We start from the raw sequence: 13,959 nt of genomic DNA, 5'->3' as shown, positions 1-13,959 counted from the left end.
TCGGGGCAGGGTTCTGCCCGGGCAAACCCCTACTGACCGAGCTGGAAAGGCACAGCGAGGGGGCCGGTCGTCCCGAGGAACTTGCCTGGGCGCAGCGAATTGAAGACGCACTGCATGAACTGCGGTTCGAGCGGCGGGTCGAAGCGCACGGACGAGACGGCGCCTTCCGGGTCGAGCGAGACGGTGACCGTGGCCGCGACCGAGAGACGAACGGAAGGGTCGCCGCCGCGGTAGTGCGTTTCGAAGCAGCCCGAAAGGCCCGCCTGCACGGAGGCGCGCGTGAGCACGGGCGCCGGCTTGGGCGCAGGCGGCGCCTCGGGCTCGACGGAGGGCGTGGGCGCAGGTGCAGGCGGCACGGGGGGTGCGTCCGGACGATCGGGGGCGTGCAGGTGCGGGCGCTCGGCGACGCTCGGAGGCGGCGGCGCGATCGCGGGCTTCGGCGGAGGCGTGGTCTCCACCGGCGCAGGCGGCGCGGGGGGCGCGTCGTCTACGGCGAGCATGCGGGCGGTCTCGCCGCCGTCGAGCGAGAAGGAGGCGCGTGCGCGGCCGACGAGGAGACGGCCGGTGGTGACGCCGGGGCGACCCGCGGGGCCGACGGCGACCGCGCCATGCTCGAGATCGACGAAGACATCGTCGTTGCCGCGGACGACGGTGAACGCGGTGCCATGCGCGGCGACACGCGTGCGGCCGACGTCGACGGCGAAGGTCTCGACGAGGCCCTCCGCGGTTTTTCGTGGCGTGACGTCTGCGCGCAACGAGCCTCGTTCGAGGCCGAGAACGAGCGCATCCCCGGCCTCGGAGGCCGCGGCGACGACGGTCGCGCGCGCGCCGGGCGCGAGCGTGACGCGGACGATGCCACGTTGCACGAGCGTGAGCGGCGCCTCGCCGGCCTCGACGCCGTCACCGGGACGAAGGAGCGAGAGATCTCGCTCGGACTCGCTGCCCGCGAGGAACGCGATCGTCTCGGGCGCGCGCCATCGGACGGCAAAGCCCGCGGGGGCGTCGTTCTTCGATCGCGCGCCGAAGCTCGCGACTGCGATCACCGCCGCAGCGGCCGCGCAAAGCGCGAGGCCCACACGCGCGCCGCGACCGATGCGAGGGAGCGCTCGGGACGCGCGCGCTTGTTCGTCCTCTGCGATGCGCGCCTCGAGCTTCTGCTCGATCGCATCCCAGGGCAGCTCGGGCAGCTTCTCGTCGGCGAGCGCGTCGCGCATCACCTCGAGGGCGCGCGTGCCGGGGTCGTTGTCGCTCACGTGGCTTTCCCCTCCGCCGGTAGAGCATTCGACGTTCGAGGGCTCCGCTCGGACGCGCCGAGCTGCGCCCCGAGCCCCCCGATCTCATCCACGAGCTGCGCGAGCGCAGGCTCCTCCCGCATGAGCTCGGCGAGCTCGCGCCGCGCGTAAAACAACCTCGTTCGCACCGTGAGCACGGGAGCATCCACGATCGTCGCGATCTCGGCCGGCGCCAAGCCCTCGATGTCGTGCAGCACGTACACCGTACGTTTCTTCTCGGAGATCCGATCGAGCAGCCGCTTGAACGCGGCGAGCCGGCGCCGGAGCGTCGCTTCCTCGTCCGGCAAGAGGCCCGCATCCCTCTCGTGCTCGGTCGCGAGTGGCTCGTCGGCGAACACCGGCCGGCTGCGCTCGGCCCGGCGGATCATGAGCACCACGTTCACCGTGATGCGATGAATCCAGGTGGAGAACTTCGACTGCCCGCGGAAGTCACCGAGGCTCCGGTGCACCTGGAGGAAGACCTCCTGCACCACGTCCTCGATGTCGCTCGCGCGGCCGAGCATGCGGAAGACGAGCCGCGCCACGGCCTCCCGGTGCATCCGGTAGAGGGCCGAGAAGGCGCCCCTGTCGCCGCTCCGGGCGCGCCGGACGAGCTCGTCTACGTCGCCGCTGTCCACGAAGGCCCGAGTGGCCAGGCTCGCGCTCGGCCATGCGAAAAACGACGGGGATGGAGCGACAGCGGGCGCCGAGACCAGCGAGGAGATCGCGCGCGGCAGCGCCACGGGGTACACGAACGGCTCCGTTGCGCGGCGGCGGGGCCGCATTCACGAGGCCGCCCTTTTGCACGAAATTTGTCCATTTCCCGCGGCCGGCCCCAACGTCGGCGCATGCTCTACATCGCCGTGGGATTGACCGTCGCCCTCGTCGCCGCCGACTTGCTCGACATCTCGTCGCGCAAGCCCGCCCGCCGACGTCTCAGCGATCTGTGACGGGCGGCCCAAGCGCCGCCCGCGACGTACCCTTCGAAAAAGATTCGGGGGCGAAGCTCGCGTCTCGCGAAGCCTCGCCCCCGCCTCATCCCTCAGGCCGCCGCGGCCTTCTTCTCGCCGGGGAAGAGCGCCTTGAGGTCGACCTTCTCCTGCTTCTTCTGCTCGAGGATGTGGTTGACCGCGCGGAGGATGCGCGTCTTGGACGGGCCGCTGACGGACTTGCCCGCGAGCGCCGACGCGATCGCGCGGTCCGTCACGGGACGGCCGCTGCGGGGCTTCTTGAGCCCCTCCTTCTTCTTCGCGCCGTCCTCGCTCTTGCGGGCGAGGCGCTTGGTCAGACGAATCGCCCGATCCTCGGGGCGCAGCTTCTCGATCTTCTGGGACGCCGCGATGATCCTGCGCGGGTCGATCGCCTTGGCCTTGAGGAACTCTTCGAACGTGCTCATCGGATTCACCTTGGAAGCTTCTGGAGGAGCGGGCTACGCGCGAGGTTGGGCGCGAACACCCCTCAACACGCAGGAGGGCGCGCACCCTATCACGGACGCCCGAACCCTGCACCCTTCTCGAACCGACGAAGGAAAGGACGGACGGCGGAGCGAGCGCGGGCAAACGTTTACCCGCCCCGTCAGCCTGTACTAACCTCCGACAAATGAGCCTGATCTCCCACCTCGACGAGGCCGTCTCCGTCATCCGATCGAAGAGCCCGATCACCCCCGTGGTCGGTGTGGTGCTCGGTTCGGGGCTCGGCGCGTGGGCCGAGAGCCTCGAGGAGCACGTGGTGCTCCCCTACAGCGAAATCCCGTTCATGCCCGTGTCCAACGTCGTCGGGCACGCGGGCAAGCTCTGGATGGGCCTCGCGAACGGCGTGCCGGTCGCTTGCCTGCAAGGCCGCGTGCACCTCTACGAGGGCCACGCGCCCGAGCGCGCCGTGTTCGGCGCACGGCTGCTCGCACGGCTCGGGTGTCGTGCCACGCTCTTGACGAACGCCGCCGGAGGTACGAGGCCCACGTTCCAGCCCGGGGACCTGATGCTCATCCGCGATCACCTGAACCTGACGGGGCAAAACCCGCTCGTCGGGCCGAACGAAGCCGGCATGGGGCCGCGCTTCCCGGACATGACGCACGCCTACGATCGGCGCATCGCGGCACTCGCGCGCGAGGCGGCGGCGGATACGGGCGTGTCGATCCACGAGGGCGTGTACGCGGGTCTGCTCGGTCCGTCGTACGAGACGCCGGCGGAGATCGCGATGCTGCGGACGCTCGGCGCGGACGCGGTCGGGATGAGCACGGTGCACGAGGTGATCGCGCTGCGGCACATGGGCGTGCGGTGCGGCGCGATGTCGTGCATCACGAACCTCGCCGCGGGCCTGAGCCCGACGCCGCTCGATCATGCCGAGGTCGAGGAGACGGCGCGCAAGTCGCGCGAGCGGTTCACGACGCTGCTCTCGGCCTGGGTGAAGAAGGTCGGCGCCGCGATCACCGGCGGCGGGAGCTGGCGAGGAGGAGCAGCTTGACCGATTTGCAGACGAACATCGATTGGACCGTGCTCGAACGCGCGGCGCTCGACGTGCAGGCGCGCGCGCACGCGCCGTACTCGACGTACCAGGTCGGCGCCGCGCTGCTCACCGCGTCGGGTCGGATCTTCACCGGTTGCAACGTGGAGAACGCGTCGTACGGGCTGTCGATCTGCGCGGAGCGATCGGCGATCGTGCAGATGGTGGCCGCGGGTGAACGTGATCCGATCGCGCTCGTGGTCGTGACGCCGGGGACGTTGAAGCTCGGTCCGGGCGTGGAGAGCCCGCCGATCGGCGCACCGTGCGGGATGTGCCGGCAGACGCTCGCCGAGTTCGCGGACGATCTGCGGATCCAGATGTCGGTCACCGGGCAGGAAGGGCTCTCGCGGAGGACGTCGCTCGCAGCGCTCCTGCCGGAGGCGTTCCGCGCGAAATCGGGCTGAGCGGCCGCGCGGCCGCTCGGCTCACTCTGCGTCGATCGGCCGCGACTCGACTTCCTGGATTCGCTGCACGGCCTGCAGGAGCGACTCGCGCGCGCGTTCGAGCGCGAGCTTGTCCTCGTCCCACCTCGAGCGGACGCGCGTGAGGCGCGCCGCAGCGTTGACGGCGTCGGCCACGAGCGTCGCCTTCTCCGCGGCGAGCGCGTCGCGCTCCTCCTCGCGCTTGCGCAGCTCCTCTTCGAGCCGCGCAACGTCGGCCACGCGAGCCGCGAGATCCGCGCGCAGCGTGCCCTCGTCCCGGCGCGCGGACTCGATCGCCCCGCGGGCCTCTTCGAGCTCAGTCCCGAGCGCGGCGATGCGCGCTTCGAGCTCGGCCGCGGCGGCGCGCAAGGTCGTCTCCTGCTCGGCGAGCGCACGCTTGCGAACCTCGCGCTCTTCCTCGACCTCCGCGGCTCGCGCCGCATCGTTCGCGCGCGATCGCTCCTCCTGCTCCGCGACGGCCTTCCGCGTGGCCTCTTCTGCGCTCGCGATCGCCGCGACGTGACGCGCTTCGAGCGCGCCCACGGCGTGCGCGTGCTCATCCTCGAGCTCTTGCACGCGCGCCGCGATCCGCTCGTCGGCCGCGCGCGTTGCTGCCTCGATCGCCTGCGCCTTCTCGGCGCTCGCCGCTTCGAGGGCCTTCGCGTGCTCGGCTTCGATCCGCGCGAGCGTGGCCGCGTGCTCCTCGCGGAGCTTCGTGATCTCCTCTTGCCGCGTGCGCTCCGCCTCGTTCGCGCCCGCCGATCGCAGCGCCTCGATGGCCGTCGCATGCTCCTCGCGGAGCTTTGTGATCTCCGCCGCGTGCTCCTCGCGCGCCTTGCCGAGCTCCGCGCCCTGCTCCGCGCTGAGCTCGCCGATCTCGGCCGCGTGCTCGTCGCGCAGCTTCGCGATCGCCGCCGCGTGCTCCTCGCCGAGCTTCTTGATCGCGGCCGCGTGCTCCTCGCCGAGCCGCGTGATCTCCGCCGCGTGCTCCTTCCCGAGCCGCTCGGCCTCGCTCGCGCGCGTCCGCGCCTCCGCGTCGGCGACGGCTTGTGAGAGCGTCTCGCTCGACGTCCGGAGCTGCTCCTCCCGCATCGCGATCGCGGCCTCGCGATCGAGCCGCGCCGCCGCGAGCTCCGCGTCCCGCGTCGCGAGCTTCTCCTCGACACGCTCGAGCAAGAGCTGGAAGTTCTGCACGCGCTTCTCGAGGGCCTCGCGATCGTCGCGCAGCTTGCTCAGCTCGGCGTCGACCTGCTCGCGCGATCCCTCGAACTCGATCATCCGATCGAGCTGATCGGCCTTCTCGCGCTCCAGCACGAGTGCCTGATCCCTGAGCTCGATGAGCTCCTTGTCTCGCTGCGAGACCTGCTCGCGCAGGGCGAGGATCTCCTTGTCCTTCTTGTTCAGGGCCTCGCGCAGATCGAGGAACTCGCGGCTCGACACGCCGCCGAGGCGCGAGGTGGCGGTGAGTGCCGCCGTCCCCGTCAAACCGCCTCCGCCTTGCACGGCGGCCGTCGCCGCGATGGCCGCGGAGAGCTTCGCCTTGAGCTCCTCGGCCTCGCGCTTGAGCCGCGCCACGTCGGCCGATCCTTCGCTCGCCTTGACGAGGTCGGCTTCGAGCTTCGACACGCTGGCGCGTGAGGTTTGCAGTTCCTGATCGAGGCGCGTGCTCTCGTCTCGCGTCCGCGCGAGCTCGCCCCGGAGCGCCTCGATCTCTTGCTGGGCGCGCGGGACGTCGCCTTCGAGGCGCGCGAACTCGCCCTTGGCACGCGTGAGCTCGTCCTTCGCTTGCGTGAGTTCGTCGCGGCTCCGCGCGATCTCTTCCTTGCTGCGCGTGAGCTCTTCCTTGCTCTGCGCGAGCTCTGCGCGGAGTCGATCGAGCTCCGCCGTGTCGGCCGCTTGCGGGGCCGGCGGGCGCTCGCTCCCGCGGAAAGGCGCCGCGGGCGGAGGCACGGAGCGCGTCGTGGCAGGCGCGGGCGCTGCTGCAGTCGGACGCGGAGGCATCGCGGTCGTGGATCCACCGGGACGCGGCGGCGCGGCGGGAGGCGGCGCAGCGGCCGCGGGCGCAGGCGGCGGAGGCGGCGCAGCGGCCGCGGATGCAGGCGGCGGAGGCGGCGGCGCGGCCGCGACAGGCGCAGGCGCGGGCGGCGGTGCAGGAGGCGGCGGCGCGACCGCAAGCACAGGCGGCGGTGCAGGAGGTGGCGGCGCGACGGCAGCGGCGGGCACGGGCGGCGGCGCAGGAGGCGGTGGCGCCACGGCTGGCGCGCGCGGCGCGGGCGGCACCACCGGCAACACTTGCGCGCGCGTCTTCTCTTCGTCGTCGTCGGCCATCAGCCGATCGAAGGCGCCGCCGAGGAAGTCGTCGATCTCGCGTTCGCCCGCGGCCTCGTTCGGCGGCGCGGTCTCCTCCTCGACCTCCTCGACCTCGTCGGCCTCGATCACCTCGGCATCGTCGATGACGATCGCATCCGCATCCGGCTCGATCGTCGCCTCGATCGGCACGAGCGCGCGGATGTGGTCGAGCAGCTCGCCGAACGCGATCGGCTTGTGCACGTAGTCCTCGGCCCGCGTGCGCAGCTTGCGGTGTTGCTCGAAGGTCTCGTCGGTCGACTCGCTCGACATGATGAGGAGCGGCACGTCCTTGAGCTGCGGATCCTTCTTCAGCTTGTTGCACACCGAGAAGCCGTTCATGCGCGGCAGCTCGATGGAGAGGAGGATCAGGTCCGGTCTGTCGTTCGCGGCGAGCTGCAACCCGGCGTTGCCGTCGTCGACGACCTGCACGGTGCAGCCGAGACGCCCGAGCTCGGTACGGAGCTCTCCGGCGAACGCGTGATCGCTCTCGAAAACGAGGACTTTTGTCATTTTTCGGGCCGTTTCGACAGGCTCGGAGCCTTCCTCGCCAAGATATCGATCTCGTTCGAGGACTGTCAAACTCAGCTCAGAACCGACCCACGATCGAGACAGAGGCCGGGCCCACGAAGACGCGCGCCGACGCCTCGTCCTTCGCTTTTTTCGGCGCGAGCGCCCAGATCCCGACCGCCGCGCCCGCCGCGAGGCCGGCGCCGATAAAGGCCCCGAGCGCGAGGCCATCGAACGTCCGCACGCTGTCGATGCGATCCGCGCCACACTGCACCCGCTTGCGACACTCGATCTCGCCCGCCTCGGCATGCGCGCCGGCCAGGAGGTACGACGCCACGCCGCCGCCAAGGAGCGCGACGGCTGCGCCCCCCGCGATCCACGTGCCGAGCGGCACGGCGCTGCTCGCCTTTGGCTCCGTGGGCCCCGCGTTCGTGCTCCCCGGCAGCTTGATCTCGACCGTGAGCTTCGCTTCGTCCTCGGCCTCGACCTTGGTCGAAAACGCCTCGCCGCCCGGCGCCTTCGCCTCGATCTGATGCGTGCCGGGATCCACCGGCACGGGCGCGCCGAGGCTCGACGCCGGGAGCGCCTCGCCGTCGATCGTCACGACGATGCCGGAGACGTCCGCGGGGAGCTTCAGCCGGATCGTGGGGATACGCGGCTCGATCTCTTTGCGTTTTTTCTCGATCGCCTCGCGACGGGCCTTGTCCTTCTGCGCCGCCGCGATCTCTTCCCCGTGCTTCCACGTGGCCACGGCCGCGCGCAGCTTGCCCGTCGTGGCCTGACACTCCCCGAGCGCCAGAAACGCCTCGGCCGTCTCGTGGATCGCGATCGCCTGCTCGAGCATCGGGATCGCGTCGGAGCAGCGCCCGGCCTTCACCTCGACGACAGCGTCCCGCACCATGTCCTTGGCGAGCTGCACCTCGGCCTTGCTCGGCTCCTTCGCGAGCGCCGCCGGCACGCCGAGCGTGAGTGCGACGCCAAGCGCGAGCCCCCACGTGGCCTTCACGACGCGGCGGTCCCTTCCTTCGCAAAATGGCCCGGAGGCTCGTCGCCGAAGCAGATGCCCATCTCGCGCGCGGTCGTCACCGTGTCGCCGTCGAGGTCCACCGTCTTCGTGCGTCCCGCGGTCTCAGAGAGCGGGATGAGCTCCACGCGATGGCAACGCAACGCGACCATGCCGCTCTCGCAGCCCTGCATGAGGAAACGCACGGCTCCCGCGCCGAAGCGCAACGCGAGCAGACGATCGAACGTCGTGGGGCCGCCGCCGCGCTGCAGGTGGCCGAGCACCATCGAGCGTGTCTCCTTGCCCGTGCGCGCGCCGATCTCCTTCGCCACGCGCTCGGCCACGCCACCGAGCACGGCCACGCGGCGGAACGCGTCGCCCGTTTCGCGCACGGTCACGTCGCCGCCCTTCGGGCACGCGCCCTCGGCCGCCACGATGATCGAGAAGCGCCGCCCGCGCGCCTCACGCTGCAGCACCTTCTCCACGATGGGCTCGTACGAGAACGGCACCTCGGGAATCAGGATCGCGTCCGCGCCGCCTGCGATCCCGGACCGCAGCGCGATCCAGCCCGTGTTCCGCCCCATCACCTCCACGACCATGACGCGCTCGTGCGCCTCCGTCGTCGAGTGCAGCCGATCGATCGCCTCCGTCGCGATCGAGACCGCCGTGTCGAAGCCGAACGTGAGCTCCGTGCCGTACACGTCGTTGTCGATCGTCTTCGGCACGCCCACGACGAGCGGCAGGCCGCGTTCGAGCAGCGCGTTCGCGATGCGCATCGAGCCGTCGCCGCCCACCGCGACGAGCGCGTCGAAGCCCTCGCGATGGAACCGCTCGACGAGCTCGTCAGCGCGATCCTTGGGGACGATCTTGTCGCCCTCGTGTGTCGGGTAGTGGAACGGATCGCCGCGGTTCGCCGTGCCGAGGATCGTGCCGCCGAGGTGCATGATGCCGCGCACGGCATCACGATCGAGCCGCACGAGGCCGCCAGGCTCGTCCTCGAGCAAACCGCGATACCCGTGTTTGATGCCCCAGACCTCGATACCCCGCTCGATGGCGGAGAGCGTGACGGATCGAAGCACGGCGTTCAGCCCGGGCGCGTCACCGCCCCCGGTGTTGATGGCGATCTTCCGTATCGTGCGCGGCATCCTGCGGGGAGGATCGCGGTCATCGGCCCGTTTGGCAAGGGGGCGAAACGAGCGCCGCGGTCGCCCTCGCCTCGCGCAAGCCGGACCAGGTGAGCCCTACACCCGCCGCGATCACCAGCGCCGCCCCCGCGAGCCCGACCGGCTTCTCGGGCTCCCCGAGGATCACGATCGCCGCGAAGTGCGTCAGAACGACCCCGAGGTAACTCCACACGCCCACGCGAGCCGCACGATCGAGCGCGTACGCCCGCGTCATCGCGATCTGCGCGAACGCGCCGCTCGCGCCCGTGCCGAGGAGGAAGAGCGCGCCTTCGAGGTCGGGCATGCGCAGCGTCGGGAGCGCTACGAGCGAGAGCGAAACGCCCGCCACAAGCGAGAAATGCGCGACGATCGCCTCGGGGCTCTCGCGCGGCGTGCCCGATCGGCCGGTGCCCAGGCGACGCAGCCAGATCATGGCGAGCGCGCTCGCGACCGCGCCGAGCAGCGACACGAGCGAGAGCGAACCGGACAGCCGGAAGCTCGGGCCCGCGACGAGCGCCACGCCAGCGAATGCGATCGTCGTTGCAACCCAAACGATCCGGGAACTCCGCTCGCCGAGCAGCCACGGCGCCAGGATGGCGATGAAGATCGGCGACGTCGCGCCGAGCGTCACGGCGTCCCCGAGCGCGATCGCCGGCGCGCCGAACGTGTAGAACGTGCAGAACATCGCGACCGTTCCGCAGATCGATCGGGCCCACGCCGTGCGCCGGTCGTGGATCACGAGCGGGGCGCCGCGCATCCGGGCGACCGCGATGGCGACCACGGCCCCGAGCACCGCGCGCGCCGCGGCGACCTCGGACCACGGGAGCTTTTGCGCGCCGAGGCGCGTGCAGATCCCCATGATCGTGAAGAGCACCTGCGCGACCACCATCCACGCGAGCGCCTTTCGTGGTCCGCTCGTGGCCTCGGGGGCGCTCCTCTCTCGGCCCCCCGGCTCGACGCTGTTCACCCGCGCCGCGTTACCACGCGAAAGGCCGCGAAGCCCGCACTTGCGCGCGAGGGTTGGTCTCCCCTGTGTGCGTGCTGGCCCTCCGTGATATGAATCGTCACGTTTGGGACGAACCTACCCCACGCTGGAGATCTGCATGACCCCGAAAGCCCGCAGTGCCTCGATCGACGCTGGCTCCCTGCCCGCGCTCTCGCCCCTCGCCGCGTTCGCCCTCGCGCAGGCCGACGGCACCCGGTCCATCGCGGACATCGCTGCCCTCGCGGCCGCCACCGGAACCGACGGGTGGACGCGTGACGCGGTGTTCCGCGCGCTCGACGAGCTCGCGGATCTCGGCCTCCTCGAGGCGCGCGTGGCCCCTCCGGCTGGTGGTCCTCGGGTTCGCCGCGGCCCGACGGTCGAGAGCGCCCCGGCCCTCGGTGTTTCGCCGGGCATGCCGCTCTGGGCTTCCGACGACGACGACGGCTCGCGGAAGAACCAAGAGGAGAAGGAAAAGCGCCACGCGGAGCAGAGCGACAAGAAGAAGTCCGGCAAGGACAAGGACAAGGAACAGGGCGCCCGCGGCGCGGAGCAGAGCGACAAGCGCACGGCCGAGCAGAGCGACAAGGGTTCCTGAAGCGCCGTCGCCGCTACGTACCGGCCCTTCGCTCCGCTTTTCGCACGAGCCAATCGATCATCGCTCCCCCCACGTCTTGCCCGCCGACGAGCCGGGCGCGCGCGAAAAAACACGGAAAGTTCACTTCGAGCACGTAATGGCGTCCGCTCGGATGTTCGAGCACGTCCACGCCGCCGAGCTCGACATCGAGGGCGGCCGTCGCAGCCACGGCGCTCGCCAGGATCTCGGGCGCGGGCGGCGTCCGGTAATCGGCCGGATCATCGGTCGCGTGGGTCCGGAAATCGTCTTCGTCCTTTTGATTTCGCCAGTACCCCGCGACGCGGTCGCCCACCACGATGCAGCGATAATGCGTCGCATCCGGGATGTAGGCCGAGAGCACGGGCATCCGGCCCGACGCGAGCGCATGATCCATCGTGGAAAACAGCCCCGCCAGGCTGTCGATGCGCAAGACGCCGATCCCCCCCGATCCGCCGGCAAACTTCATCACGATCGGCAGGCCGCCGAGATCCTCGACATAGCGCCGCAAAAGCACGCGGTTCGTCGTGTTCCCCCAGATCCACCGCGGCACCGAGATTCCCCGCCGCTCGAGCACGGAAACCTCGGGCCCGATATCGCGGAACATGCCGTCCGGCTCCCGATGAAATGTCACCACCCCCGGCCCCGAAAGCGCCTGCTCCACGCGCACCGCCGAGGACGAGACGGCCGGCCGGAAGAGCAAGGTTCCCGGCGGGAGCGGCTCGGCCGCGGTGAAATCGAAATTCGCCGCCTGCACTTCCTCGTACGAGACCCCGCGCGACGCGCACGCCTCGCGCAGCACGCGTATCGTCGTCTCGGGCACGCCGTCGTTCACGCAGACGAACCGCCGCGAAGCAGGCGCCTTCCCCGCCGGCCTCTCGTCCGCCGCGAGTTTCACGCGGGCGGCCTCGACGGGGGCATAAACGAAATACGCGATCGTCGCCTTTTCCCCTTCGCGGAGCGGATTCGACTGATGCAGCGCGGCCCTGTCGACGCTCCCGTCGGGCCGATGGTTGAACCAGAGCGCGAGCCGTCCCCTTTTCGCGCCGACGGCCACCGGATGCGGCTCGGCGCGCGGGAAAAACGTCTCGCCGCCGCCTTCCGCGTCCGTGAGATAGACGATCGCGGTCGCCATGAGCCGCGCGCCGCCGATCGTGTATTCGTCGAGGTGCGGCGGATGCGCGTCGCCCCGCTCGTACCGGCGAAACCGGAACGTCGGCTCGACGAGCGTGCAGGAAAACCCGAGGACCGCCTCGATCCGCGCCGCGATCGCCGCGAGCACGGGGTCCTCGCGGACGGGTAGCTCGCTCGACAACCCCGTCTCGTTCGCCTGCCACGCGAGCCCGCGGCGGGTGAGCCCGTCGCGATCGCCGTACGAGGCGAGCACGTGGCGCACCTCGTCGTCGAAGACAAAACCCTCCTGCACGTAGAGGCGCGGCGCCTCGGAAAGGCGCCGCAGCGGAGACGAGACGGGGTTCATGGGCCCGACAGCACCGTGCGAGAGCGACGCTGTCAAGCCCGGCGGCCCGGGATCACTTGATGGGGAGCGCGGCGAACCGCGTGATCTTGCCGCGGCGAACCTTGAACGCCGCCACGGTGCCGGGCTTCATCTTGCCGAGCGCGGCTTCGAGCGCCTTGGCGTCGCGCACCGGCGCGCCGTTGACCTCGAGGAGCACGTCGCCCGGCGAGAGCTCGCTCTCGGCCTCCGTGACCCGGTCGACGCGCACGCCGCCGCCCGCGAGATCCGAGAACTGGAAGCCGAACTTGTTCGCCGTGGCCGGCGCCTTCGGCCCGCGCGTGGGCTTCGTGTCGACCTCGTCGCCGTTGCCGTCGCCGAGCTGATCGAGTTTCGCGGTTACCTCGAGCGGCTTGCCGGAGCGGAGGAGCGAGACTTTGATCGTCGTGCCCGGCGCGTGCCGCGCGACCTTGCGGGGCAGGTCTTCGGCGTGGTGGATCGGCGTGCCGTTCACTGCGACCACGATGTCGCCGGGCTTGATGCCCGCGCGCGCCGCCGCGCCGCCCGGCTCGAGATCCGAGACGAGCGCGCCCTTCGGCGTGTCCATGCCAAACGCCTTGCCGAGATCGGCCGTGAGCGGCTGGAAGAGCAGGCCGAGCTTGCCACGCTCGACGCGACCCTTCTCGCGGAGCTGCGGCAGGATGTCCCTCAGCGCGTCGACCGGCGTCGCGAAGCCGATGCCGTTCGCGCCGGCGCGGATGGCCGTGTTGATGCCGATCACCTCGCCCTTCCAGTTGAACAGCGGACCGCCGCTGTTGCCCGGGTTGATGCTCGCGTCGGTCTGGATGAAATCGTCGTACGGGCCGGCGCCGATCGAACGCGCCTTGGCGCTCACGATCCCGAGCGTCACCGTGTGCCCGAGCCCGAAGGGGTTCCCGACCGCGAGCACGTGCTCGCCGACGCGCAGCGCCTCGCTCGATCCGAGCGCCGCGACCGGAAGGCCGCTCGCGCCGCGAAGCTTCAAGAGCGCGAGATCGAGCTTCGTATCACGCCCGACGACGTCGGCGGCGAACTCGCGCTCGTCCGCGAGGCGCACCTTCACATCGTCCGCGCCCTCGATCACGTGCGCGTTCGTCACGATGAACCCCTCGGGGTCGATGATGAACCCGGTGCCGAGCGCGGTGCGCGCCATCTGTCGCTCCGGGGTGCGCGGCGCGCGTTCACCTCCGCCGCCTCCGCGCGGGCCGAAGAAAAACTCGAAGGGATCGATGCCGCCGAAGCCCGGTCCTCCGCCGGCGACCTTCTGCGTCGTCGTGATGTTGACGACCATGGGCGTCACGCGCTGGGCGAGGTCGGCGACGTCGAACGTCGCGGGCACGGGCGCGGGCCCGGCGGGCGCGGGCGCTGCCGTGACGGCCGCGGCGGCCTCGGCCGAGACTTGCTGGGCAACCTCTTGCGTAGAGGGCGGCGGCGGCGTCGCGTGCGCCTCGTGCCCGCAGCCGGTGGACCCGAGCAATCCCGTGGCGAGCAAAAGGGCGAGCGCCGAGCGAGACACGAATGAAGACGCGCGCTGGGACGAACGGACGGACATCATGAATTCTCCCCTCGAACCTCCGGGCGAGCGAACCAGCCGAGGCTCCACTTCATTCCGAGCCTAACGGATGAATCGCGATACCGAGTTGCGCAACCCC

At 70.8% G+C, this 13,959-nt stretch carries 12 protein-coding genes; 3 read left to right on the top strand and 9 right to left on the bottom strand.

The annotated features are described in order from the left end of the window. Positions 1-29: 29 nt before the first annotated feature. The 3 genes from KEG38_RS34980 to KEG38_RS34970 form a co-directional block, all read right to left on the bottom strand. Positions 30-1,253 carry a FecR family protein gene (locus KEG38_RS34980; RefSeq protein WP_272424631.1) on the bottom strand — a complete coding sequence of 408 codons (1,224 nt, stop codon included), beginning with the start codon at positions 1,251-1,253 and terminating at the stop codon, positions 30-32. After that, positions 1,250-1,909, bottom strand: a complete 660-nt coding sequence (locus KEG38_RS34975; RefSeq protein WP_272424630.1) for an RNA polymerase sigma factor — start codon at positions 1,907-1,909, stop codon at positions 1,250-1,252. The genes KEG38_RS34980 and KEG38_RS34975 overlap by 4 nt, the downstream gene beginning before the upstream one ends. A gap of 404 nt (positions 1,910-2,313) precedes the next feature. Beyond that, positions 2,314-2,667, bottom strand: coding sequence for a hypothetical protein (locus KEG38_RS34970; RefSeq protein ID WP_272424628.1), 354 nt, complete (start codon positions 2,665-2,667; stop codon positions 2,314-2,316). A gap of 203 nt (positions 2,668-2,870) precedes the next feature. On the opposite strand from KEG38_RS34970, the gene KEG38_RS34965 reads away from it, so the two are divergent. Together KEG38_RS34965 and KEG38_RS34960 are read left to right on the top strand one after the other, a co-directional pair. Continuing rightward, on the top strand, positions 2,871-3,734 hold the full coding sequence (locus KEG38_RS34965; protein ID WP_272424626.1) for a purine-nucleoside phosphorylase: 864 nt from the start codon (positions 2,871-2,873) through the stop codon (positions 3,732-3,734). Further along, complete coding sequence (locus KEG38_RS34960) at positions 3,731-4,177, top strand: cytidine deaminase (RefSeq protein WP_276074004.1); 447 nt, start codon at positions 3,731-3,733, stop codon at positions 4,175-4,177. The genes KEG38_RS34965 and KEG38_RS34960 overlap by 4 nt, the downstream gene beginning before the upstream one ends. A gap of 21 nt (positions 4,178-4,198) precedes the next feature. On the opposite strand, the gene KEG38_RS34955 is transcribed toward KEG38_RS34960, so the two are convergent. The 4 genes from KEG38_RS34955 to KEG38_RS34940 form a co-directional block, all read right to left on the bottom strand. Then, positions 4,199-7,054, bottom strand: coding sequence for a response regulator (locus tag KEG38_RS34955; protein WP_272424624.1), 2,856 nt, complete (start codon positions 7,052-7,054; stop codon positions 4,199-4,201). Positions 7,055-7,130: 76 nt separating this feature from the next. Then, a complete protein-coding gene (locus tag KEG38_RS34950; protein ID WP_272424623.1) occupies positions 7,131-8,057 on the bottom strand; it encodes a hypothetical protein in 927 nt (308 codons plus the stop codon). Continuing rightward, a complete protein-coding gene (locus KEG38_RS34945) occupies positions 8,054-9,199 on the bottom strand; it encodes a 6-phosphofructokinase (RefSeq protein ID WP_272424622.1) in 1,146 nt (381 codons plus the stop codon). The genes KEG38_RS34950 and KEG38_RS34945 overlap by 4 nt, the downstream gene beginning before the upstream one ends. Before the next feature lie 19 nt (positions 9,200-9,218). Continuing rightward, positions 9,219-10,184: a DMT family transporter gene (locus KEG38_RS34940; RefSeq protein WP_272424620.1), complete on the bottom strand. Its 966-nt coding sequence runs from the start codon at positions 10,182-10,184 to the stop codon at positions 9,219-9,221. Positions 10,185-10,320: 136 nt separating this feature from the next. Here KEG38_RS34940 and KEG38_RS34935 point away from each other — a divergent pair, with 136 nt between their 5' ends. Continuing rightward, positions 10,321-10,797, top strand: a complete 477-nt coding sequence (locus KEG38_RS34935; RefSeq protein WP_272424618.1) for a hypothetical protein — start codon at positions 10,321-10,323, stop codon at positions 10,795-10,797. Positions 10,798-10,810: 13 nt separating this feature from the next. Here KEG38_RS34935 and KEG38_RS34930 read toward each other — a convergent pair whose 3' ends face one another. Together KEG38_RS34930 and KEG38_RS34925 are read right to left on the bottom strand one after the other, a co-directional pair. After that, positions 10,811-12,292 carry a 2OG-Fe(II) oxygenase gene (locus tag KEG38_RS34930; protein WP_272424617.1) on the bottom strand — a complete coding sequence of 494 codons (1,482 nt, stop codon included), beginning with the start codon at positions 12,290-12,292 and terminating at the stop codon, positions 10,811-10,813. 52 nt (positions 12,293-12,344) lie between these two features. Further along, complete coding sequence (locus tag KEG38_RS34925; RefSeq protein WP_272424615.1) at positions 12,345-13,862, bottom strand: Do family serine endopeptidase; 1,518 nt, start codon at positions 13,860-13,862, stop codon at positions 12,345-12,347. Between the last annotated feature and the right edge of the window lie 97 nt (positions 13,863-13,959).

Origin of the sequence: Polyangium jinanense, assembly GCF_028435265.1 — a bacterium.
GTDB lineage: Bacteria > Myxococcota_A > Polyangia > Polyangiales > Polyangiaceae > Polyangium > Polyangium jinanense.
The sequence above is the reverse complement of the archived record's forward strand: the minus strand, read 5'-3'. Positions and strand labels throughout refer to the sequence as shown.